General features: G+C 73.6%; 19 protein-coding genes. 14 read left to right on the forward strand and 5 right to left on the reverse strand.

What is annotated here, in order from left to right; all coding sequences use genetic code 11:
• Positions 1 to 38 precede the first annotated feature (38 nt).
• Positions 39 to 1,301: an amino acid deaminase/aldolase gene (locus ACJ6WD_RS30590; protein ID WP_233658003.1), complete on the reverse strand. Its 1,263-nt coding sequence runs from the start codon at positions 1,299 to 1,301 to the stop codon at positions 39 to 41.
• A 216-nt stretch (positions 1,302 to 1,517) separates the two neighbouring features.
• On the opposite strand from ACJ6WD_RS30590, the gene ACJ6WD_RS30595 reads away from it, so the two are divergent.
• The 4 genes from ACJ6WD_RS30595 (at position 1,518) to ACJ6WD_RS30610 (ending at position 5,793) form a co-directional block, all read left to right on the forward strand.
• Positions 1,518 to 2,903 carry a hypothetical protein gene (locus ACJ6WD_RS30595; RefSeq protein WP_407616972.1) on the forward strand — a complete coding sequence of 462 codons (1,386 nt, stop codon included), beginning with the start codon at positions 1,518 to 1,520 and terminating at the stop codon, positions 2,901 to 2,903.
• Positions 2,900 to 4,069: a type VII secretion-associated serine protease mycosin gene (gene mycP / locus ACJ6WD_RS30600; RefSeq protein WP_376446897.1), complete on the forward strand. Its 1,170-nt coding sequence runs from the start codon at positions 2,900 to 2,902 to the stop codon at positions 4,067 to 4,069. The genes ACJ6WD_RS30595 and mycP overlap by 4 nt, the downstream gene beginning before the upstream one ends.
• 123 nt (positions 4,070 to 4,192) lie before the next feature.
• Entirely contained in the window at positions 4,193 to 4,924 is a 732-nt protein-coding gene (locus ACJ6WD_RS30605) for an SseB family protein (protein ID WP_407616973.1), read from the forward strand.
• Positions 4,925 to 5,025: 101 nt separating this feature from the next.
• Entirely contained in the window at positions 5,026 to 5,793 is a 768-nt protein-coding gene (locus ACJ6WD_RS30610; RefSeq protein WP_037683204.1) for an MIP family channel protein, read from the forward strand.
• Between the two features lie 84 nt (positions 5,794 to 5,877).
• On the opposite strand, the gene ACJ6WD_RS30615 is transcribed toward ACJ6WD_RS30610, so the two are convergent.
• Positions 5,878 to 6,267, reverse strand: a complete 390-nt coding sequence (locus ACJ6WD_RS30615) for a DUF1844 domain-containing protein (protein ID WP_233658000.1) — start codon at positions 6,265 to 6,267, stop codon at positions 5,878 to 5,880.
• Positions 6,268 to 6,611: 344 nt separating this feature from the next.
• Between ACJ6WD_RS30615 and infC the strand changes: the two genes are divergently transcribed.
• The 9 genes from infC to ACJ6WD_RS30660 all read left to right on the forward strand — a co-directional run bounded on the left by infC (position 6,612) and on the right by ACJ6WD_RS30660 (position 16,309).
• Positions 6,612 to 7,322, forward strand: a complete 711-nt coding sequence (gene infC / locus ACJ6WD_RS30620) for a translation initiation factor IF-3 (RefSeq protein ID WP_174505020.1) — start codon at positions 6,612 to 6,614, stop codon at positions 7,320 to 7,322.
• A 123-nt stretch (positions 7,323 to 7,445) separates the two neighbouring features.
• Positions 7,446 to 7,640 (forward strand): 50S ribosomal protein L35, encoded by a 195-nt coding sequence (gene rpmI, locus ACJ6WD_RS30625; RefSeq protein ID WP_016576627.1) that lies wholly within the window; start codon positions 7,446 to 7,448, stop codon positions 7,638 to 7,640.
• 106 nt (positions 7,641 to 7,746) lie between these two features.
• Positions 7,747 to 8,133 (forward strand): 50S ribosomal protein L20, encoded by a 387-nt coding sequence (rplT, locus tag ACJ6WD_RS30630; protein WP_016576626.1) that lies wholly within the window; start codon positions 7,747 to 7,749, stop codon positions 8,131 to 8,133.
• A gap of 179 nt (positions 8,134 to 8,312) precedes the next feature.
• On the forward strand, positions 8,313 to 9,176 hold the full coding sequence (locus tag ACJ6WD_RS30635) for an RNA methyltransferase (protein ID WP_016576625.1): 864 nt from the start codon (positions 8,313 to 8,315) through the stop codon (positions 9,174 to 9,176).
• A gap of 74 nt (positions 9,177 to 9,250) precedes the next feature.
• Entirely contained in the window at positions 9,251 to 10,366 is a 1,116-nt protein-coding gene (locus ACJ6WD_RS30640; RefSeq protein ID WP_233657999.1) for a sensor histidine kinase KdpD, read from the forward strand.
• Positions 10,367 to 10,541: 175 nt separating this feature from the next.
• The gene (gene pheS, locus ACJ6WD_RS30645; protein ID WP_016576623.1) at positions 10,542 to 11,666 is read left to right on the forward strand and encodes a phenylalanine--tRNA ligase subunit alpha; all 1,125 of its coding nucleotides are present in this window, start codon (positions 10,542 to 10,544) and stop codon (positions 11,664 to 11,666) included.
• Positions 11,666 to 14,191: a phenylalanine--tRNA ligase subunit beta gene (pheT, locus tag ACJ6WD_RS30650; protein WP_407616974.1), complete on the forward strand. Its 2,526-nt coding sequence runs from the start codon at positions 11,666 to 11,668 to the stop codon at positions 14,189 to 14,191. The genes pheS and pheT overlap by 1 nt, the downstream gene beginning before the upstream one ends.
• Before the next feature lie 201 nt (positions 14,192 to 14,392).
• The gene (locus ACJ6WD_RS30655) at positions 14,393 to 15,730 is read left to right on the forward strand and encodes a transcriptional regulator (RefSeq protein ID WP_233657997.1); all 1,338 of its coding nucleotides are present in this window, start codon (positions 14,393 to 14,395) and stop codon (positions 15,728 to 15,730) included.
• A gap of 48 nt (positions 15,731 to 15,778) precedes the next feature.
• Complete coding sequence (locus ACJ6WD_RS30660; RefSeq protein ID WP_233657996.1) at positions 15,779 to 16,309, forward strand: NUDIX domain-containing protein; 531 nt, start codon at positions 15,779 to 15,781, stop codon at positions 16,307 to 16,309.
• Positions 16,310 to 16,321: 12 nt separating this feature from the next.
• On the opposite strand, the gene ACJ6WD_RS30665 is transcribed toward ACJ6WD_RS30660, so the two are convergent.
• Entirely contained in the window at positions 16,322 to 16,579 is a 258-nt protein-coding gene (locus ACJ6WD_RS30665; RefSeq protein ID WP_016576619.1) for a hypothetical protein, read from the reverse strand.
• Between the two features lie 586 nt (positions 16,580 to 17,165).
• On the opposite strand from ACJ6WD_RS30665, the gene ACJ6WD_RS30670 reads away from it, so the two are divergent.
• Positions 17,166 to 19,325, forward strand: coding sequence for a tetratricopeptide repeat protein (locus tag ACJ6WD_RS30670; protein WP_407616975.1), 2,160 nt, complete (start codon positions 17,166 to 17,168; stop codon positions 19,323 to 19,325).
• 153 nt (positions 19,326 to 19,478) lie between these two features.
• Here ACJ6WD_RS30670 and ACJ6WD_RS30675 read toward each other — a convergent pair whose 3' ends face one another.
• Positions 19,479 to 20,117 carry a hypothetical protein gene (locus tag ACJ6WD_RS30675; protein ID WP_407616976.1) on the reverse strand — a complete coding sequence of 213 codons (639 nt, stop codon included), beginning with the start codon at positions 20,115 to 20,117 and terminating at the stop codon, positions 19,479 to 19,481.
• Positions 20,114 to 21,385 (reverse strand): hypothetical protein, encoded by a 1,272-nt coding sequence (locus ACJ6WD_RS30680; protein ID WP_233657993.1) that lies wholly within the window; start codon positions 21,383 to 21,385, stop codon positions 20,114 to 20,116. The genes ACJ6WD_RS30675 and ACJ6WD_RS30680 overlap by 4 nt, the downstream gene beginning before the upstream one ends.
• Positions 21,386 to 21,613: the final 228 nt, after the last annotated feature.

Raw genomic sequence — 21,613 nt, forward strand, 5'->3', positions numbered from 1 at the left:
CGACCGCGCGAGGGCCGCACCGCCGGCCTGTGACACCGTTACAGGAAGGTGTGGCCCTCGCCCCGGTACGTCGGCACCGTCCCCACCACCCGGTCCCCCTCGACCAGGTGCAGTTCCGCGAACCGCTCGCACAGCTCGCCCGCCTTGGCGTGCCGGAACCACACCTTGTCGCCGACCGCCAGCCCGTCCGCCGCCGCCCCCAGCAGCGGCGTCTGCACCTCGCCCGGCCCCTCCTGCGGGTCGTAGCGCAGCCCGGCCGGCAGGTACGGCTCCGGCAGCCGGTCCGCCCCGGCCACGCCCGACGCCGGATAGCCGCCGCCCAGCGCCGTGACGACACCGGGCCCCGGCCGCCGCACCACCGGCTGCGCGAAGAGCGCCGCCGGCCGGCCCCGGAACGAGCGGAAGTTGTCGAACAACCGCGGCACGTACAGCCCCGAACCGGCCGCTATCTCGGTCACCGCCGCCTCCGCCGCGGTGTGCTGCACGCTCCCGGTCCCGCCGCCGTTGACGAATTCCAGCCGCGGCACCACCGCCCGCACCGCCCGCACCGCCGCCCAGCGCCGCTGCGCCAGTTCCTTGCGGGCCGCCGCCTGCATCAGCCGTATCGTCCGCGAGCGCACCGGCTTCCCGGCGACCTCGTCGCCCACCCCCGCCACGTGCCCCTCGTAGGCCATCAGCCCCACCACCCGGAAGCCGGGGCGCCGGACGACGGTCCGGGCCAGCGCGGCGAGCGCCCGCGGGTCGCGCAGCGGTGACCGCCGCGCGCCGATCCGGACCCGCCCGCCGGCCAGCCGGAAGGAGGTGTCCAGTTCCAGACAGACCCGGATCTCGGCGCCGCTGCCCGGGCCGGCCGGGCGCGCGGCGTCGATCAGGTCCAGGTGCGCCGGGTCGTCGACCATCACGGTCACCGCCGCGGCGAGCCCCGGGTCCGCGGCCAACGCAGCGAAGCCGGCCCGGTCCGCCGACGGGTACGCCAGCAGCACGTCCTCGAACCCCGACCGCGCCAGCCACAGCGACTCGGCCAGCGTGAAGCTCATGATCCCCGCGAAGCCGTCCCGCGCCAGCACCCGCTCCAGCAGCGCCCGGCAGCGCACCGACTTGCTGGCCACCCGGATCGGCTTGCCCATCGAACGGCGCACCAGATCGTCGGCGTTGGCGTCGAAGGCCGCCAGGTCGACGACGGCCAGCGGCGCGTCGAGGTGGGCGGTGGCCCGGTCGACCGGGCTCCGGCCGGCTCCGGCGGAGTCGAGGGCCCGGGGAGCGGCGGTGGCGGCGTACGCGTCGGCGGAGTGCTGCGGCATGGCCCGCAGCCTGCCAGACGCCGCTACCGCTGGGTAGGGGGACGAACCCCACCGGAAGCGACGCCCCGGTGCGCGGGGGTTGGAGCAGTGACCGGGGCAGCCCTTACAGTGGCTCGACACCGCAACCAGCAGGTCAGCGGCGTGTTGTCCGGATACGAACCACCCTGCCCCGATTGCTTGTCGGGTCCGGGGCACACCGTGCGAGGGGGAGCGCTGGTGAGCGCCGACGCCGATTACGCCGATGCTCCGCGCATCCCGCCCATACCCCCGCGCCCGCCGCGCCGCCCCGCCGAGCCGCCCGCCGACGAGGATCCCAAGACCACCGTCCTGCGCCCGGTCCCCGCGAAACCCGCCGATCCCGCCGCGCCCCCGGCCGCCCGGCAGCCGCTCCCCGCCGAGGCCGCCCCGGCCTCCGCACCCCCGGCGGCCCCCGCGCCCCCCACGGCCCCCGCCGCCCCGCCGGCCCCCGCCGCACCACCCCGCCCGTCGGCCCCGCCGACCGCCCCGCCGCGCCCGCGCGCCGAACCGCCCGCCGCGCCGCCGCCGCCCACCGACGCCCCGCGCTCGTTCCGCGACACCGCGGCCTTCCACCTCGCCAACAGCGCGTCCCTGTGGGACGAGCCGGCCGCCCGCACCAGCCCGGCCCCGGCCCAGCCGCCGCCCCCCACCGCCCCGGCCCAGCCGCCGCCCCCCACCGCCCCGGCCCCCGCGCCGACCCCACCCCCACCGACCCCGACGCCGACCCCACCGGCCCCGGCTGCCCCGCCCTGGCCGGCAACTCCCGCCGGCCCCGCGGGAGTCGAGCCCGTCCCGCGCCGCTCGTGGGCCGAACGACTGCCGAGCACCCGGATCGTCGCCGCGGCCGTCAGCCTGGTCCTCGGCATCGGCCTCATGGGCGGTGCGGCAGCCGGCAGTTGGCTCACCGAGTCCCCCGCCAAGGGCACCCCGACGCCCGAGGCCGCCTTCGCCAAGGGCCAGGACGCCTGGCGCAACACCCCCGTCGACACCCTCTTCCCGCGCACCGTCGAGGGCCTGGCCGCCGGCCCGGGCGGCGCCGACCGCACCTGGATCCGGATCGCCGTCGCCCCCGACGCCGACTGCACCGCCGCCGCCGAGGGCCCGCTCGCCAAGGAACTCGCCCCGGCCGGCTGCGCCCGCCTGCTGCGCGCCACCTACGTCGACGCCACCCGCACCGACGTCATCACCGTCGGCGCCCAGACCACCAAGGCGGACCGGTCCGGAATGATGGACCTCAACGCCCGCTTCAGCACCCACAACCTGGCCACCCGCGCGGCCCTGATGCCGCTGCCGCTGGCGGCCCGGGGCACCCCGGCCGAGGGCTTCGGCCCGGCCCAGCGCGCCAGTTGGACGGTGCGGATACTCACCGACATCCCGGTCGTGGTCTACGCCGTCTCCGGCTTCGCCGACGGCCGCGAGGTCACCGACCCGCAGCCCGCCGACGCCGCGGTCCAGCCCGGCACCGCCACCGCCCCCGCCGAGTCCGGACTCGGCCACGACGCCAAGGGCCTGGCGGACAAGGTCACCGCGACCTTCCGCGCGGCGTCCGGCATCCCCGCGTCGCCCACGGAGGAAGCGCCATGATCAAGTCCGCGCTGCGGGCCGCGACCGTCGCCCTGGCCTCCGCCGCCCTGGCCGTCCTGCCCGCACTGCCCGCCCGTGCGGACGCCATCCGCGCCCAGCAGTGGGGCCTGGCGGCGGTGCACGCCCAGGACGCCTGGCGGACCACCAAGGGCGCCGGCACCACCGTCGCCGTCCTCGACACCGGCGTCGACGCCGACCACCCCGACCTCAAGGGCCAGGTGCTGCCCGAGAAGGACCTGATCGGCTTCGGCGCCCGTCCCGGCGACGCCACCTGGGCCCAGCACGGCACCGGCATGGCCAGCGTCATCGCCGGCCACGGCCACGGCGCCGGCCGCTCCGACGGCATCCTCGGCATCGCCCCCGAGGCCAAGATCCTGCCGATCCGGGTGATCCTGGAGGACCGCGACCCGGACCGCCGGCGGGCCCGCGACGAGAAGCCCGGCGCCCTCGCCGACGGCATCCGCTGGGCCGCCGACCACGGCGCCGACGTGATCAACATGTCCCTCGGCGACGACAGCGAGACCGCCCACCCCGACCCCCGCGAGGACGCCGCGATCCAATACGCCCTGGGCAAGGGCATCCCGGTGGTGGCCTCCGCCGGCAACGGCGGCGAGAAGGGCAACCACGTCTCGTACCCCGCCGCCTACCCGGGCGTCATCGCCGTGACCGCCGTCACCCACCTGGACGCCCGCGCCTCCTTCTCCACCAGCCACTGGTACGCGACGGTCTGCGCCCCCGGCAACGACATCCTCATGGCCGACCACGGCACCGACTACGTCTCCGGCCAGGGCACCAGCCCCGCCGCCGCCTTCGTCTCCGGCGCCATCGCCCTGATCCGCTCCGCCCACCGCGACCTCAGCCCCGCCCAGATCCGCACCCTGCTCACCAGCACCGCCCAGCACCGCCCCGACGGCGGCCGCAACGACGACTTCGGCGCCGGCCTCATCGACCCCGCCGCCGCCCTCAAGGCCGCCGCGAACCTCGCCCCCACCCCCCAGAAACCGGCCCCCGCCGCCTTCCCGCACCGCTACTTCGGCCCCGGCCCGGTCGCGGACCCCACCGACGACACCCCCGTCAACTGGCTCCCCTGGACCCTCGCCGCCACCGGCCTGGCCCTCACCACGGCCGCCGTCCTCATCTGGCGGCGGTCCTCCGCGGTGGGTTGACCTCCCCGGTCGCCGGCCGTCCCGCCGGTCCGCCGCGCGGGCCGTTCGGCCGCCGTGCCGGGTGAGGGTGGAGGCATGGGGGCGGGCGTGGTTCGGGGCACCGGGCGTGGATAGTCTCGCGGGGTGCAGAAGAACATCCCCAACCCCGGTTTCGCCGACGACGACGGCTCCGCGGACCCCGCGCTCGCCGCGGCGCTCGCGGCGTACGCGGCGGACCCCGGCACCGAACCCGCCCTCCTGACGGCCCTGGCCGACGCCCGCCTCCTGGTCCCCGTCGTGGCGGTCCTCGGCGAGGTCGAGACCGGCCCCGACGGGCTGCGCCGGGAGAAGACCAGCGACATGGCGGTGCCCACGCTGACCGCCCCCGACGGGCGTCGCGCCCTGCCGGCCTTCACCTCCATGGAGACGCTCCAGCGCTGGCGCCCGGACGCCCGCCCGGTCGCCGTGCCGCTGCGGCAGGCCCTGTTGGCCGCCGCGCACGAGCAGGCCGACACGGTCGTCATCGACCTGGCCGGTCCCGCCACGTACCAGCTGACCGGCGCCGCCCTGCGGGCCCTCGCCGAGGGCCGGACCACCGCCGATCCGCTCGCCGACCCGGCCGTGACCGAGGCGCTGCGGGCCGTCCTCGCCGCCGAGCCCGCGGTCGTCCTGGCGCACCTGACGCCGTCCGCCGAGACCGACGGCACCCTCGCCCTCGGCCTCGCCCCGGGTGCGGCCGCGGCCGAGGCGGCCCAGCGGCTGGCGCAGGCGCTGTCCACGGACGAGACCCTCCGCGGCCGACTGGTCCGCGGCCTGGACCTGGCCCTCCTCCCGCCGGGCGCCGAAGCCTCCGGGGAGCCCCTCTACCAGCGCTGATCCGCCGGATCACGCTCGTGCGCCGCCCGTGCCCAACGGGCGGCTTCGTCCTCCGGGCCGCACAATGCGAGGAGAGCTCAAGATCCACGCGAGGAGAGCCCATGGAGACCACGGAGACCCGCACGGTCGTATCCGAATTCCTCGGCACGCTGCTCCTGGTGTTCTTCGCCGTCGGCGCGGCAGTGCTGGCCGGCGAATACATCGGCACCTTCGGCATCGCCCTGGCCTTCGGATTCGTCATGCTCGCGCTTGCCTACGCCCTCGGCCCGATCTCGGGCTGCCACATCAACCCCGCGGTGACGCTCGGCATGCTGCTGGCCCGGCGCATCACGGTCCGAACGGCCGTCGAGTACTGGATCGCGCAGATCCTCGGCGGCATCGTCGGTGCGGCCCTGCTCTTCCTGGTCGCCAAGCAGGTGCCGGGGCTCCAGACCCACGCCGCGTTCGGCACGAACGGCTGGGGCGACCGCTCGGCGGTGCACATCAACCTCGGCGGCGCGTTCGTCGCCGAGATCGTGATGACGTTCCTGTTCGTCTTCGTGGTGCTCGGCGTCACGCACAAGGTGGCGGTGCTGGGCTTCGGCGGCCTGGCGATCGGTCTGGCCCTGGGCACCGTCCACCTCATCGGCATCCCGCTGGACGGCACCTCGGTGAACCCGGCGCGGAGCCTCGGCCCGGCGATCTTCGCGGGCGGTGCGGCCATCACCCAGGTGTGGCTCTTCATCGTCGCGCCCCTGATCGGCGGGGCACTGGCGGCGGTGGTGCACCAGATCACCCACCCGCCGCAGGAGCCGGTGGTGGTCGCCGACCGGGCCGCCCGCGGCGAGCCGAGCAAGCCGGACGAACCGGCTCCCGGCGGTCGCGTCTGAGGCGCCCGCGGTGGCCTGCGACGGCGACGAGCCCCGGCCGATCCGGCCGGGGCTCGTCGCCGCGTGCGGGTCCGCCCGCCGGGGTCAGCCGTAGACCGGCCCGGTGAACTTCTCACCGGGGCCCTGGCCCGGCTCGTCCGGCACCACGGACGCCTCGCGGAAGGCGAGCTGGAGCGACTTCAGGCCGTCCCGCAGCGGTGCCGCGTGGTACGAGCCGATCTCGGTGGCGCTGGCGGTGACCAGCCCGGCCAGTGCGTGGATGAGCTTGCGGGCCTCGTCGAGGTCCTTGTGGTCCTCGCCGCCCTCGGCGAGCCCGAGGTTGACCGCCGCCGAGCTCATCAGGTGCACCGCGACCGTGGTGATGACCTCGACGGCCGGGACCTCCGAGATGTCCCGGGTCATGGTCTCGAAGTCGGGCCGCGCCGCGCCGGCGGTCTCCGGGGTGGCCGGCTGCTGGGGGGTCTGCTCGCTCATGGGCTGGGGCTTCACTTCCTGCTGGAGGGGGTCGCCCCCAGCCTATGGCCCTCGCCCGGCGGTCCCGCGCCCGGGCGCCGTCGTCCCCCGGGACGGCAGGTGTCCTCTCGTCCGGCGAGCGTCATCCGTCCGCACGAGAGTGCGGCTCCCCTCTTGACTCGTGTATTCTGGTTGCTGCGACCGGCCGGACACATAGGTGACCGGCCCACAAGTGGAGGCTCCGATCTCCCACCCGACCGATCCCAGGTTGGCGGGTCAACGGTCCGGCTGCGCCCCGCGGATGTTTCGCGGCGGTGCTCCTGATCCACGTGGAGCCCCGCCTGTGTCCCGTCGGGGCATTTTTCATGTACCGGCGCGGTTGGTCACACCGAAACAGACGTTACGCGGCAGTCCGCCAGGCCGTCGCGTGGTGCTACCGAGGAGGATCCATCAGCGCCGAGCCCCGCATCAACGACCGGATTCGCGTCCCCGAGGTGCGACTCGTCGGTCCCAGTGGCGAGCAGGTCGGCATTGTGCCGCTTGCCAAGGCCCTGGAGCTTGCGCAGGAGTACGACCTCGACCTGGTCGAGGTGGCGGCGAACGCCCGTCCGCCGGTCTGCAAGCTCATGGACTACGGAAAGTTCAAGTACGAGTCGGCTATGAAGGCCCGTGAGGCGCGCAAGAACCAGGCGCACACGGTCATCAAGGAGATGAAGCTCCGGCCGAAGATCGACCCGCACGACTACGACACCAAAAAGGGTCACGTCGTTCGGTTCCTCAAGCAGGGTGACAAGGTCAAGATCACGATCATGTTCCGTGGTCGCGAGCAGTCCCGCCCCGAGTTGGGCTTCCGACTGCTCCAGCGGCTCGCGGAGGACGTCCAGGACCTCGGCTTCATCGAGTCGAACCCGAAGCAGGACGGCCGGAACATGATCATGGTCCTCGGTCCGCACAAGAAGAAGACCGAGGCGATGGCCGAGGCCCGCGAGGCGCAGGCCGCCCGCAAGGCAGAGCGCCAGGGTGGTGCTCCCGCGGAGGCTGCCGAGGCGCCCGCCGAGGAGCCCGCCGAGGCGTGACCTCTTGGGTGAGTTGCCCCGGATTCACGCCGGGGCACCCGCCCCGGAACAACCGACACATCTGACGCTCCCGCATGCCGGTCCCCGCCGGTGGGAGCGCCACTGACGAGGAGAGAACGGCGCATGCCGAAGAACAAGACGCACAGCGGTGCCAGCAAGCGCTTCAAGGTCACCGGCTCCGGCAAGGTGCTGCGCGAGCGCGCCGGCAAGCGCCACCTGCTCGAGCACAAGTCGTCCCGCGTGACGCGTCGCCTCACCGGCAACGCCGAGATGGCCCCGGGCGACGCCGCGAAGATCAAGAAGCTTCTCGGCAAGTGAGCCGGGGCGCTCCGCCACACGGGCGGGGTGCACCGACCGAACCGGGACCCACGTCGAATCGGGTCGTGTGACGAACCACCACGACCCCGCTACAAGGAGTTAACAAGTGGCACGCGTCAAGCGGGCAGTCAACGCTCACAAGAAGCGCCGGGCGATCCTGGAGCAGGCCAGCGGTTACCGCGGCCAGCGCTCCCGCCTGTACCGCAAGGCCAAGGAGCAGGTGACCCACTCCTTCGTCTACAACTACAACGACCGCAAGAAGCGCAAGGGCGACTTCCGTCAGCTGTGGATCCAGCGCATCAACGCCGCTGCCCGCGCCAACGGCATGACCTACAACCGCTTCATCCAGGGTCTGAAGGCCGCCAACATCGAGGTGGACCGCAAGATCCTCGCCGACCTGGCCGTGACCGACGCCAACGCGTTCGCCGCGCTGGTCGAGGCCGCCCAGAAGGCGCTGCCGAGCGACGTGAACGCTCCGAAGGCCGCCGCCTGAGGCGCAGCCTGACAGCGTGGTGACGTCGTGACGACGTCACGAGTGCGGACCCGCGGGCCCCGGCCTGCGGGTCCGCCGCGTTTCCGGACCCTCCCCCGAACTCCCGGCCCCTCCCCGGGGGAGACCCCCTGCGCCCGTCTCGGGCGCCCGCACCGAACGAAAGAAGCGAGCCGCCGCCGATGGGCACCCCCGAGCTGATCTCCCCGCGTTCCCCGCGCGTCGCCGCCGCCCGGCGACTGGCCCGCCGCCACTTCCGGGGCAAGGAACGCCGGTTCATCGCCGAGGGCCCGCAGGCCGTCCGCGAGGCCGTCGCGCACCGGGTCGGTGGAGCGCCCACCCTCATCGAGCTGTTCGCCACCGTCGAGGCCGCCGAGCGGCACGTCGAGATCGTCGAGGCGGCCCGGGCGGCCGGGGTGCCGGTGCACTTCGCCGACGACAGGACCGTCGCGGACGTCTCGCAGACCGTCACCCCGCAGGGGCTGGTGGGCGTCTGCCGCTTCCTGGACTCGCCGTTCGAGGAGGTCCTCGCCGCCCGCCCGCAACTGGTCGCGGTGCTGGCCAACGTCCGCGACCCCGGCAACGCCGGTACGGTGCTGCGCTGCGCGGACGCCGCGGGCGCCGACGCGGTGGTGCTGACCGACGCCTCCGTGGACCTCTACAACCCCAAGTCGGTGCGGGCGTCGGTGGGTTCGCTCTTCCACCTGCCGGTCGCGGTGGGCGTGCCGGTCGAGCAGGTCGTCACCGGGCTGCAGGGCGTCGGGGTGCGGATCGTCGCCGCCGACGGGGCCGGCGACCGCGATCTGGACGCGGAGTTGGACGCCGGTGCGATGGGCGGGCCGACCGCCTGGGTGTTCGGCAACGAGGCGTGGGGGCTGCCCGAGGAGACCCGGGCGCTGGCGGACGCCGTCGTGCGCGTCCCGATCCACGGCAAGGCCGAGAGCCTCAACCTGGCGACCGCCGCCGCGGTGTGCCTGTACGCCTCCGCGCGCGCCCAGCGCACCACCGGAGGTTGCCGCGCGACGTCACCCGCCGGAGGGGCGTAGCCGCGATCCCGCCGGTCGGGCCGGGCCGAGCTAGTAGTCTTGCCAGCTCCGGCCCGGAAGGGGGTAACACGGCGATGACGGCGAGGACTTCGGCCAGCACTGCCGCCGCTGACGACTGCCCGCCCGAGGCGGCCGGCACGGTCCTCGGCCTGGCCCCCGACGACCTTCCCGACGGCCTCGTCGTCGCCGACGAGCACGGTCGGGTGATCTGCTTCAACGCCGCCGCCGCCCGGATCACCGGCATCGAGCCGCCGGCCGCGCTGGGGCGGCCGGTCGGGGACGCGCTGCCGTTGCAGGACCTGGAGGGCCGGCGCTGGTGGCAGCTGACCGACCCGTACGGGGGGCTCGCCATCCGGCGCGGCCAGCCGGAGCGGAACCTGCTGCTCGGGGGCCGCGAGGTGCTGGTGTCCGCCCGCTACGTCCGCACCCGGCCCACCGGCCCGGTGCGGCGCCTGGTGATCGCGCTGCGCGGCACTGAGGCGCGCCGGCGCACCGAGCTGAGCCACGCCGAGCTGATCGCCACCGTCGCCCACGAGCTGCGGTCGCCGCTCACCTCCGTCAAGGGCTTCACCGCCACCCTCCTCCAGAAGTGGGAACGCTTCACCGACGACCAGAAGCGGCTGATGCTGGAGACGGTGGACGCCGACGCCAACCGCGTCACCCGGTTGATCGCCGAGCTGCTGGACATCTCCCGGATCGACTCCGGGCGGCTGGAGGTCCGCCGCCAACGGGTCGACATGATCGCCGCGGTCCGGCGGCACGTGCAGGCGCAGACCACCGCGGGCCAGCTGCCGGACCGTTTCCTGATCCGGTTGCGGGAACCGCTGCCCGATCTGTGGGCGGATCCGGACAAGGTGGACCAGGTGCTGGGCAACCTCCTGGAAAACGCGGTGCGCCACGGCGAGGGAACCGTCACCATCGAGGTCGGACCGGCGAAGGACACCAGTGGTGGAGAGGGGACGAGCGTCACCGTGAGCGACGAGGGTCCCGGCATTCCCGAGGAGTCGATGAGCCGCGTGTTCACCCGTTTCTGGCGGGGCAGCAAGCGCGGCGGCACCGGGCTGGGCCTCTACATCGTCAAGGGCATCGTCGAGGCCCACGGCGGCACGATCACGGTCGGCCGGGCCCCGGCCGGCGGCGCCCAGTTCCGATTCAGCCTGCCCGTCGCGGCCCCGGCCTTCCTGGCCTGAGGCGCGCGGCGGGCGCCCCGCGACGGCCCGGACAGGGCCGACGGCGGGTCCGGGAGGGCCCGCCCCTTAGACTTGACCTTTGGCACCTTTGGCGCACAGGCATCGCGGACACGCGGGCGCAGAGCCGAGGCGAAGCGAGCCGCGCCAAGCCACACCACCGGAAGCACGGGAAGAGATGTCCGCACCCAATAAGTCGTACGACCCTGTCGAGGTCGAAGCCCTGAAACCGGAAGAGATCGCCCGACGGGTCGATGAGGCGCTGGCCGCCATCGCCGCCGCGGGTGACCTCGACGCGCTCGCCCAGGCGAAGATCGCGCACGCCGGTGGCACGTCGCCGCTCGCCCTCGCCAACCGTGAGATCGGCGCCCTCCCCCCGCACGCCAAGGCGGACGCCGGCAAGCGCGTCGGCCAGGCCCGCGGCCGGGTCAACCAGGCGCTCAAGGTCCGCCAGGAAGAGCTGGAGGCGGAGCGCGACGCGCGCGTCCTGGTCGAGGAGGCGGTGGACGTCACGCTGCCGTACGACCGGGTTCCGGCCGGCGCCCGGCACCCGCTGACCACCTTCATGGAGCGGGTCGCCGACGTCTTCGTGGCCATGGGCTACGAGGTCGCCGAGGGCCCCGAGGTCGAGGCGGAGTGGTTCAACTTCGACGCCCTGAACTTCGTGCCGGACCACCCGGCGCGCCAGATGCAGGACACCTTCTTCGTCCGGGGCAACGGCACCGAGGGCGACGAGTCCGGCGTGGTGCTGCGCACCCACACCTCGCCGGTGCAGGCCCGCACGCTGGTCGACCGCGAGCCGCCGGTGTACGTCGTCTGCCCGGGGCGCGTCTACCGCACCGACGAGCTGGACGCCACGCACTCGCCGGTCTTCCACCAGATCGAGCTGCTCGCCGTCGACGAGGGCCTGACCATGGCGGACCTCAAGGGCACCCTGGACCACATGGTCCAGGCGCTGTTCGGTCCGGACATGAAGACCCGGCTGCGGCCGAACTACTTCCCGTTCACCGAGCCGTCCGCCGAAATGGACATGGTCTGCTACGTCTGCCGCGGCGCGTCCGTGGGCGACCCGGACCGGCCCTGCCGCACCTGCTCCAGCGAGGGCTGGATCGAGCTGGGCGGCTGCGGGATGGTCAACCCCAAGGTGCTGATCGCCTGCGGCGTCGACCCGGAGAAGTACAGCGGCTTCGCCTTCGGGTTCGGAATCGACCGGATGCTGATGTTCCGGCACAACGTGGAAGACATGCGCGACATGTTCGAGGGCGACGTCCGGTTCACCCGGCCGTTCGGGATGGAGATCTGATGCGGGTCCCGCTTTCTTGGCTGCGGGAGTACGTCGACCTGCCGGCGACGACGACCGGCCGCGACCTGCAGGAGAAGCTGATCGGGGTCGGCCTGGAGGTCGAGACCGTCGAGCGGCTCGGCGAGGGCCTCACGGGCCCGCTGGTCGTCGGCCAGGTGCTCACCATCGAGGAGCTGGACGGCTTCAAGAAGCCGATCCGCTTCTGCACGGTGGACGTCGGCCAGGCCAACGGCACCGGTGAGCCGCAGGAGATCGTCTGCGGTGCGCGCAACTTCGCGGTCGGCGACAAGGTCGTCGTGGTGCTGCCCGGCGCCGTGCTGCCCGGCGACTTCAAGATCGCCGCCCGCAAGACGTACGGCAAGAAGTCGCACGGCATGATCTGCTCCGGCGACGAGCTGGGCATGGGCGACGACGGGTCCGGCGGCATCATCGTGCTGCCCCCGGAGACCGAGGTGGGCACCGACGCGATCGAGCTGCTGGAGCTCCGCGACGAGGTGCTGGACATCGCCGTCACCCCGGACCGCGGCTACTGCCTGTCGCTGCGCGGTGTGGCCCGTGAGGCGGCCATCGCCTTCGGGCTGCCGCTGCGCGACCCGGCGCTGCTGGACGTGCCGCCGCCGAACGCCGGCGGCTACCAGGTCCAGGTCGGCGACCCGATCGGCTGCGACCGCTTCACCGCGCGCACGGTGACCGGCCTGGAGCCGGAGGCCCGCAGCCCGCTCTGGCTCCAGCGCCGGCTGCAGAAGGCCGGGATGCGGCCGGTCTCGCTCGCCGTGGACGTCACCAACTACGTGATGTTGGAGCTGGGCCAGCCGCTGCACGCCTACGACCGTTCGACCGTGGACGGCCCGATCGGCGTCCGCCGCGCCACGCCCGGCGAGGAACTGGTCACCCTGGACGGCACCAAGCGGGTGCTGGACGGCGAGGACCTGGTCATCACCGACAACCGCGGCCCGATCGGCCTGGCCGGTGTGATGGGCGGCGCCAACACCGAGATCGCCGCGCCGGTCGTCGACCCGGAGACCGGGCGGCTGAGCGGCACCACCGACGTGGTGATCGAGGCCGCGCACTTCGACGCGATCTCCATCGCCCGCACCGCCCGCCGCCACAAGCTCTCGTCGGAGGCCGCCAAGCGCTTCGAGCGCGGGGTGGACCCGGAGGCGGCGTCCGCGGCCGCGCAGCGGACCGTGGACCTGCTGGTGCTGCTCGCCGGCGGCACCGCCGAGGAGGGCGTCACCGAGGTCGTCTCGCCGCGCGGGCCGCGGACGATCACCATCCCGGCGCACCACCCGGACAAGGTCGCCGGCGTGACGTACGGCCGGGAGACGGTCGTCCGCCGCCTCCAGCAGGTGGGCTGCGACGTCTACGGGCAGGACGAGCTGGTGGTCACCGTGCCGTCCTGGCGCCCCGACCTCAGCGAGCCGAACGACCTGGCCGAGGAAGTCATCCGGCTGGAGGGCTACGAGAACCTCCCGTCCACGCTGCCGCTGCCGCCCGCCGGCCGTGGGCTGACGGAGCGTCAGCGCCTGCACCGCCGGGTCGGCCGGGCACTGGCCGGCGCCGGCTACGTCGAGGCGCTGAACTACCCGTTCACCGGCCAGGCGGTGCTGGACCAGCTCGGCATCGAGCCGGACGACCCGCGGCGGGACGCGGTCACCCTGGTGAACCCGCTGTCCGACGAGGAGCCGGACCTGCGCACCACCCTGATCCCCGGGCTGCTGGGCGCGCTGCGCCGCAACTACGGGCGGGGCAACCACGACGTGGCCCTCTTCGAGACCGGCCCGGTGTTCCGGGCGACCGGTCAGGAGCGTCCGGCGCGCCGCCTGGTGGTGGACCGCCGGCCGACCGACGACGAGATCGCGTCGCTGGACGCCTCGCTGCCGCAGCAGCCGCGCCGGGCCGCCGTGGTCCTGGCCGGCGCCCGCGAGCAGGCCGGCTGGTGGGGCTCCGGCTACCCGGCCGGGTGGGCCGACACCATCGAGGCGGGCCGGCGGGTCGCCCGCGAGGCCGGCGTCGAGCTGATCGTCCGTCAGGACCAGCACGCCCCGTGGCACCCGGGCCGGTGCGCGGCGCTGCTCGCCCTGGTCGACGGCGAGGAGGTGCTCGTCGGCAACGCCGGTGAGCTGCACCCGCGCGTCGTCAAGACGCTGGGCCTGCCGGAGCGCACCAGCGCGATGGAGATCGACCTGGACCGCCTGGAGCGGGCCGCGGCCGGTGCGCTGAAGGCGCCGCGGATCTCCACGTTCCCGGTCGCCACGCAGGACGTCGCGCTGATCGTCGACTCCTCGGTGGCGGCGGCGGACGTCGAGGCCGCCCTCCGCGACGGTGCCGGCGAACTGCTGGAGTCGGTGCGGCTGTTCGACGTCTTCACCGGTGAGCAGGTGGGTGCCGGCAAGAAGTCGCTGGCCTACGCGCTGCGGTTCCGGGCGGACGACCGCACGCTGACCGCCGAGGAGGCCACCACCGCCCGGGACGCGGCGGTCGCCGTCGCGGTCGAGCGGGTGGGCGCGGTCCTGCGCGGCTGACGCCCCGGCCCCGTGCCCCGTACGGGCCCCCGTCCACGCTGGTGGGCGGGGGCCCGTACGCGTGCCGCGGGCAGCCGTCACCTGCGTGTCGCCCGATCGCCCCCGTTCCGGCCCCGTTCGTCCGCGGCCGGTTCACACGGGGTGCGAACTCCCCCTGATTACGCTGGACTTACGGAGTCCGTACGTCCCTGGGGGCGAGGCATGGAGCCCAACACGCTGCTCGACGCGATCCTGGACGAGGCCGGCATCTCCCACGCCGGGCTCGCGGCGCGGGTCAACCACCTCGGGCGGCAGCGCGGGCTGGCGCTGCGCTACGAGCACACCGCGGTCGCGCGGTGGCTCAAGGGGCAGCGGCCGCGCGGGCAGGTCCCGGACCTGATCTGCGAGATCCTCGGCGAGCGGCTGCACCGGCCGGTGGGGCTGGCCGACATCGGGTTCAGCGGGCCGGGCACGCGCCAGGCCCCGGGCACTCCGCTGTCGGGGTTCGTCGAGCGGGCCACCGCGCTGTGGCGGTCCGACGAGCAGCAGCGGCCGCACGTGGTCGCGGCGCCCGCGCTCACCGGGACGTCGGCGATCATCCCCGTGTGGGAGTGGGAGAACCCGCCGGAGGACTTCGACGTCTCGCGCGACGGGGTGGCCCGGGTCGGGATGGCCGACATCGAGATGCTCCGGGCCGCGCGGGCCCACTACGAGCAGATGTACCGGAAGGCGGGTGGTATCGCTACCAGAGCACGCATCGTCGGATTCCTCAACACCGAGGCGGCGCCGCTGCTGCGGGGCAGCTACAGCGATGCGACGGGGCGTCAGCTGCACCGGGCGACCGGTGGACTGGTGGCCGTCGCGGGCATCTGCGCGTACGACTCGGACGCTCTCGGGCTGGCCCAGCGCTACTTCCATCAGGCGCTGCGGCTGGCGAAGGCCAGCGGGGACCGCGGGCTCGGCGCGTACATCATCGCGCTGTTGGTCAACCAGTCCCTCTTCGTACGGGAACACCGCCAGGCCGTCGCCTTCGCGGAGGCGGCCCTGCGCACCGCGGGCGGACAGCTCACCCCGGCGCTCTCGGCCGACCTGCACGCCATGCAGGCCAAGGCGTACGCGCGGCTGGGCGACGGCGCCGGCGCACTGGACTGCATCCGGCGGGCCGAGGCGGCGGCGGAGCGGATCCGCCCCGGGATGGAGCCCGCCGAGACGGGCTACGTGCAACCGGGCCTGGTGAACGTACAAGTGGCGGAGGCGCTGCTCAGCCTCGGGGACCTGCGGGCCGCCCGGGAGCAGGCGGACGCCGCCGTGGACACCCCCGCACACGACCGCGGCCGGGTGCACCGGCTGGCCATGCTCACCCACATCGAGCTGCGCCAAGGGGACGCGGACCGGGCCGTGGCCAACGCCGCGGAGATGACGGAGCAGGCTCGGGGCATGGAGTCGCAGCGCCTGCGGGATCGGCTGCGAGCAGTGCGCGAGCATCTGGCGGAGACCGGGAGCTCCGCGACGGACGAGGCTGCCGATCTCATCGACGAGGTGCTGCGCGTTCCGCTGTGACCGGGCTCGTGTCACCTTGCCGGCCCAACAGCGGAAGGTGGCAGTTACGTGCGTTGGAACAACCTCAGCGAAAAGCCCGTCTACGCGAATCCCTGGTTCCGGGTCAACCTGGCCGACGTGGCGCTGCCCGACGGCCGTCACCTGGATCACTTCCTGATCCGGATGCGGCCGGTCGCGGTGGCCACCACGGTCAACGAGGCCAATGAGGTGCTGCTGCTGTGGCGGCACCGGTTCATCACCGACAGCTGGGGCTGGGAGCTGGCCGCCGGCGTCGTGGAGGACGGGGAGGATCCGGCCGCCGCGGCCGCGCGCGAGATGGAGGAGGAGACCGGGTGGCGCCCCGGGCCGCTCCACCACCTCCTCACGGTGGAGCCGTCCAACGGCCTCACCGACGCGCGGCACCACATCTACTGGTCCGACCGTGCCGAGTACCTCGGCGCCCCGGAGGACGACTTCGAGTCGGACCGGCGCGAGTGGGTCGACCTCAAGCTGGTGCCCGACATGGTGCTCAGGGGGGAGGTGCCGGCCGCCAACATGGCCGCGGCGCTGCTGATGCTGCACCACATCCGACTCGGCTGAGGCCGCTCGGAGTCAGCGTCCGGAGAGCTGCCACACGGTGGCCGCCAGCGCGGCGAGCCCGGTGAGTGCGACGAGCGAGGGCAGTGGCCAGCGGCGGCTCTCCAACCGCGTGACGCGGGCTTGCAGTTCGTCCGCGTCACGCGTGTTCTGCTCGCAGCGCTCGGCCTGCAACCTGAGCTGACCGTCGACGGTCGCGGTGCGCACGTCGAGTAGGCGTCTGAGCTCCGCTAAGTCGGCGGTGATCGGATCGGTGTCCCGGTGGGCGGTCACGTTCCGCTCCTCTTTCCTTCTCCTGGTGGCGGTCGGGGGATTACCGGCACCAGTCAACTGTGCTGCGGAGGAAGGCGGGAGCGTGTGCGGAGGGCGGATGCGGGTCAGCGGTTCACACCCCGTGCGAAGTGACGCACGGTGAGCATTTCGCACGGGGTGCGAAGCGGGCGCACGGAGATGGCGCATTCACACACTGTCATCAACGGCCGGAAGGAGGTTCACTCTTAGGCACGGGGGCCGAAGCCGGCGGTCGGGCGCCCGCCGGCCGGATCCGCCCGCCGAACCATCCCCCGAGCGGCGGGCGGACGGCCCCCGTACCTCCGTCCGCGGAGCGGCAGATCGCGTCGGCCTGGTGCAGGAGGTCGACGGCGGCTCGGGCGTCCCCGTCGTCCGCCGTGGAGCGGGCCAGAGGGCCTGGCGCAATGGCCGAATTCCTATGTCAGGGTCTCCGTCCCGCACCTGATGGGTAGTTACCCTCCGGTCAATGTGCGACCGGCCATCCATTCGTGATCGATCTGCGAGCGAGGCGATCCACTTTTTGATGCAGATGTGATCGATGGTGGGGGTCGGTGGAACAGGGGGGCGGATGGGGCGGGACGGGAACGTGGTCGGCGGGGAGGCGCGGCTCAACGGCCCCGTCATCCAGGCGGGAGAGGTGACCGGCGGCATCCACCTTCATGGCGCCGGGCCACAGTCGACCCTCCCGGTGCCACGCCAACTCCCGCCCCTCACGGCCCACTTCATGGGCCGCTCCGACGACCTGGCGGCCCTGGACGACCTGCGCTCCCGGCACGGCGGACACTCGGCGCCGCTGATAGTGGTCAGCGGTCCTGCCGGCGTCGGGAAGACCGCGTTGGTGACACGGTGGCTGCGCGACACCGACGAGGCGTATCCGGACGGCCATCTTTACGCCGACCTGCGCGGGCACTCCCCCGAGGGGCCCGCCGAGCCCGGTGAGATCCTCGGCCAGTTCTTACGGGCCCTCGGAGTGGGCCCGGTCCCGGCCGGGCTGGCCGAACAAGCCGCGCTCTGGCGCTCGGTCACGGCGAACCTCCGGATCGGCATAGTGATCGACAACGTTCTGTCCGCGGCCCAGGTCCGGCCCCTCCTGCCCGGCGGAAGATCCGGCCTCACCGTCGTGACCAGCAGAAACCGGCTGACCGGACTGGGCGTGGACGGCGCTCGGGTGTACCACCTGGGAGTCTTGGACCCGGCGGCGGCCGAGGAACTCCTGTCGCGTGGAGTGGGTCGGGAACGGGTGCAGAACGAGGCCGCGGCGGCTCGCGAGGTGGTTCTGCTGTGCGCCGGCCTCCCGCTGGCCGTATGCCTGGCCTCCGCGCGTCTCGCAGCGCGGCCCAAGCAGCCGCTGCGCGCCCTGGTGGACGCGCTCGCCGAGGACCGCGATCGCCTGGAGGAGCTGACAGTGGAAGGGGAGAAGGCGGTACGCAGCGGACTGGACGGCTCGTACGCGGTCCTGTCGGAGGACGCCGCGCGGCTGTACCGGCGCTGGGGCCTGCTGCCGGTGCGGGCATTCGAAGTACGCAGCGCGGCGGCGGTCTGCGGGGTGCCCATGCGGGTGGCCGAGCGGTTGATCGACGCGCTGCTCGAAGCCAATCTGATCGAGGAGTCCGGGCCCGACGCCTATCGCTTCCATGATCTGGTGCGGCTCCATGCGCGTGAGCGCGGTCTCCTGGACGAGACGGACGACGGCCGCAGCGAGACCCTGCGCCGGGCGTGCGACTGGTACCTGGCGACCGCCACCGAGGCGCAACGGCTGCTGACGCCCATTCAGCTCACCCTGCGGCGGGACTTCGCCTTCCGCCCCGACGGTCTCCCGCTCCCGTTCGACGACGAGACCGGGGCGCTGGAGTGGTTGGCCGTGCACCGGCTGGACCTGCTGGAAGCCGTCCGCACCGCCACCGGGCAGGGCTGGTACGACACGGGCTGGCAGATCGTCGACGCGATGTGGCCGCTGTTTCTGCGGTTGAGGCACTACGGCCTGTGGATCGAGGCCCACGAACTGGGGCTCGCCGCCGCGGAACGCGCCGGTGACCGGGCAGCGGAGCGCCAGATGCTCAACTCCGGCGCCATCGGCTTCACCAGCGCGCATCGCATCGACGACGCCATCGACTGGTACCGCCGGTCCCTGACCGCCGCGCGCGAGGCCGGCGATGTGCGCGACGAAGGACAGGCGCTGCACGGTCTGGGCACCTGCCATCGCGAGGCGGGCCGCACCGGGCAGGCCGTCTCGTACCTCTCCCAGGCCATCACGGCGTGGGAGGGCTGCGGCTATCGGCGCGGTGCCGCGCTGTCCCGCATCATCGTCGGCGAGATCGCCTTGGCGGGTGACGACATCGACCGCGCCGTCGACTGCTTCTCCCAGGCGCACACCGTGCTGACCGAGGTACGGGACCCGTACGACGCGGCGCGGGCGCTGGCCTTCCTCGGCTACGCGCACACACTGGCCGCAAGCCCGGGGAAGGGCGCCGCAGACCCCGGGGCCGACGGCTACGCGCGCGGCATCGGCGAACTCCGTGAGGCGCTGGCCGTATTCGAGGCGTCGGGAGCGACTCACTGGCGGGCCAGGGCCTTGGAACTGCTCGGCCGGAGCGCCCAGCACCATGGTGAGCGGGATACCGCCCGGGAGTTCTACGAGCGTTCCCGGGCGGCTCATCTGCCGCACAGTCCTGATGAGGCGGCGCGGCTGGCCGGGCGGCTGGGCGAACTGGGCGAACTGGGCGGGTGAAGTCGCTGGGGGCGGACCCTTCCCAGGGACGCTCGAACGGAACCCGTAGGGGGTACGAGCACCCCCTGCGGGTCCACAACGCGGCGGGCGGCGGCGGTCTTCCCGTTGCCCGGCGCCTGATCGACTCGATGGTGCCCGGTATGTGGCGGACCCTCAGACCGCGGACGTGGCGCGCGTCAGGACGACCATCGACGCCAGCCTGCCCCATGGTTGCCCCGCCGCCGCCCAGCCGTACAGGCAAGAGGCGAGCAACGCTCGGTCCGCGGCCGTGGGCGGACTTCCGCACCAGGACGGTGCGGACACCAGGGACGGTCGCACCTGACCTCGGCTGCCCCGGCGTTCCGCCACCGCCCAGCCCCCGTCATCCAGGGGCAGCGTGGCGAGCCGGCAGCCGACCCGGTCGGCGAGAACGTCGGCCACCCAGTGCAGGGCGTGGTCACGTGGCCGGGGGACACTGCCGTGCAGCAGGTCGGCGCACCCGAGCCAGCGTTCCTCGGCGCAGAGGTCGATATCGACCGCGAAGTGGTCGTGCAGGCCGTGCAGTCGGCCCGCGTCGACGCGTTCATCGGCGAGCTCGGCTGCCCCCTCGCCCTGCGCATGGACGACCCACCCGCCGTCCCGCACGGCCTCCACCACATACGCGCCCCCCGGCGTGCCGAGGACCATCCGTAGCGTCGGCGCCCCGGTGCCGGGCAGGGCCCACCGGTCGCCCGCTGCCACGGCCGGCTCGACGCTCACCAGCCGGCCGCCGCGCCGCAGCCATCGGGGCGCATCGGACGTGACCGCCGTCATGCCGGCACCTCCGACTCTCCCGCGTGCCAGGTGTCCCCGTCGTCCCGCGCCACCCAGGTCCGCAGCGGCGACGGAAGCGGCAGGCGCCGGGTGAGGGCGGGAAACGCGGGCTGGCCGAGGCCCAGGACGCGGTACAGCAGTCGCCGCATGTTCCGGCTGAACCGGCCGGGTTCGGAGGTGATGCGCGCAGCAATGGCGGCGTAGTCCTGCCGTCGGTATTCGGCCGCGGCGTAGTCCAGCTGCTCCAGCAGCCCATGGCCGGGCGACAGCGTTGGTGCGGTCAGGGCGAGCGCGGCGGCCGGCGAGGCGGGGTTGATCTCCCGTTCCGGTGACGCCGCCAGCAGGATCGGTGCGTGGGTGACCGTGCCGTAGAGAGTGACCGAGCCGTGGTCCCCGATGATGCCGTCGGCCGCGATCAGGACCGCACGCCAGTCCGCCTCGGGCGGCACCACCGCGATGCCCCGCGTCCGGCACTGCGCCAGCCAGGCGCGTACCTGCCAGGCACCGTGCCCGGACCACACATTGGGGTGGACGAGGATGGCCACCCGTACCGAGTCGTGGTCCAGCTCGGTCAGGAGCCGGGGCAGCAGCGTCTCGAACGAGCCGAAGGACGAATGCGGACCCCAGGTGGAGACCACGCCGATCAGCCGCTCCCGGGCGCCGATGCCGAGCGCCCTGCGGTAGGCGTCGCGCTCCGGCAGGCTGATCGCCATCCGGTCGTGCGCCGGGTCGCCGGCCACGACCGCCACGGGAAGGGCCGCTGGGCAGTGGCGTGCCAGTTCGCCCGCATCGTCCTCGTGGGGCAGTACGACGGCGGCGGGCAGCGCCCTGCCGTCCGGGACGATGTCTCGCCGGGACAGTCCCGCCACCCACTGCTTGCCCGAAGGACCCACCCGCTTGAGGTAGTTGGCGCCATGAGGCAGCGTGATCAGCGGGCCCCGGATCTCCTCCACGCCGCGCGGACCGGCGGCCAGTACGAGATCGAACTCCATCCGCACCGCCTCCTGCCAGGCGAGCTGCACAGTGCCCAGCCGGCGCAGCAACTGCGCCACCCCGTCGCCGAACTCATGCGGTGGCGCGGTGAACATCACCTGCACGCGGAAGTCCGACTCCAGCAGCGAGAACACCTCCTGGAGCCGCTTCCCGTAGGGCACGGTGTGCACGATGACCAGGACGCGTTTGCGGCCGACCAGCGTCAGCCACTCGCGTTCGTACTCCGGTTTCCGGCTCTCCCGTCCCAGCCCGTAGGACGTGGTGATTGCCGACATGACATCCCCCAATGTCTGCTGTCCGCCGCCGTCGTCGTGACGGCCGCCTCCCGTTGCCCCTGCCGATCCGCGGGGGTATGGAGGAGGTGCCCGGGTGGGTGTGCGAAAGGCTTGCCGGGTGGTTGCAGAAAGCTTGCAGCGCGGGAGAAGCCGACAGGTCCTGGAGCGTCTGCGCCGGTCAGGACGCGTTGTTGGCGAAGGTGGCCAGCCAGCGGAGCGGTCCGTCAG

It is taken from the genome of Streptomyces sp. VTCC 41912, from assembly GCF_045799175.1.
Lineage (GTDB): Bacteria > Actinomycetota > Actinomycetes > Streptomycetales > Streptomycetaceae > Streptomyces > Streptomyces albulus_C.

Bases quoted from the DNA above. Each gene is read 5' to 3' on its own strand.
- ACJ6WD_RS30590 (WP_233658003.1), bottom strand. From the start codon at position 1,301: ATGCCGCAGCACTCCGCCGACGCGTACGCCGCCACCGCCGCTCCCCGG.
- ACJ6WD_RS30610 (WP_037683204.1), top strand. From the start codon at position 5,026: ATGGAGACCACGGAGACCCGCACGGTCGTATCCGAATTCCTCGGCACG.
- ACJ6WD_RS30640 (WP_233657999.1), top strand. From the start codon at position 9,251: ATGACGGCGAGGACTTCGGCCAGCACTGCCGCCGCTGACGACTGCCCG.
- ACJ6WD_RS30670 (WP_407616975.1), top strand. From the start codon at position 17,166: ATGGGGCGGGACGGGAACGTGGTCGGCGGGGAGGCGCGGCTCAACGGC.
- ACJ6WD_RS30615 (WP_233658000.1), bottom strand. From the start codon at position 6,267: ATGAGCGAGCAGACCCCCCAGCAGCCGGCCACCCCGGAGACCGCCGGC.
- mycP (WP_376446897.1), top strand. From the start codon at position 2,900: ATGATCAAGTCCGCGCTGCGGGCCGCGACCGTCGCCCTGGCCTCCGCC.
- ACJ6WD_RS30655 (WP_233657997.1), top strand. From the start codon at position 14,393: ATGGAGCCCAACACGCTGCTCGACGCGATCCTGGACGAGGCCGGCATC.
- ACJ6WD_RS30635 (WP_016576625.1), top strand. From the start codon at position 8,313: ATGGGCACCCCCGAGCTGATCTCCCCGCGTTCCCCGCGCGTCGCCGCC.
- ACJ6WD_RS30675 (WP_407616976.1), bottom strand. From the start codon at position 20,117: ATGACGGCGGTCACGTCCGATGCGCCCCGATGGCTGCGGCGCGGCGGC.
- ACJ6WD_RS30680 (WP_233657993.1), bottom strand. From the start codon at position 21,385: ATGTCGGCAATCACCACGTCCTACGGGCTGGGACGGGAGAGCCGGAAA.
- pheS (WP_016576623.1), top strand. From the start codon at position 10,542: ATGTCCGCACCCAATAAGTCGTACGACCCTGTCGAGGTCGAAGCCCTG.
- rpmI (WP_016576627.1), top strand. From the start codon at position 7,446: ATGCCGAAGAACAAGACGCACAGCGGTGCCAGCAAGCGCTTCAAGGTC.
- infC (WP_174505020.1), top strand. From the start codon at position 6,612: ATGTACCGGCGCGGTTGGTCACACCGAAACAGACGTTACGCGGCAGTC.
- pheT (WP_407616974.1), top strand. From the start codon at position 11,666: ATGCGGGTCCCGCTTTCTTGGCTGCGGGAGTACGTCGACCTGCCGGCG.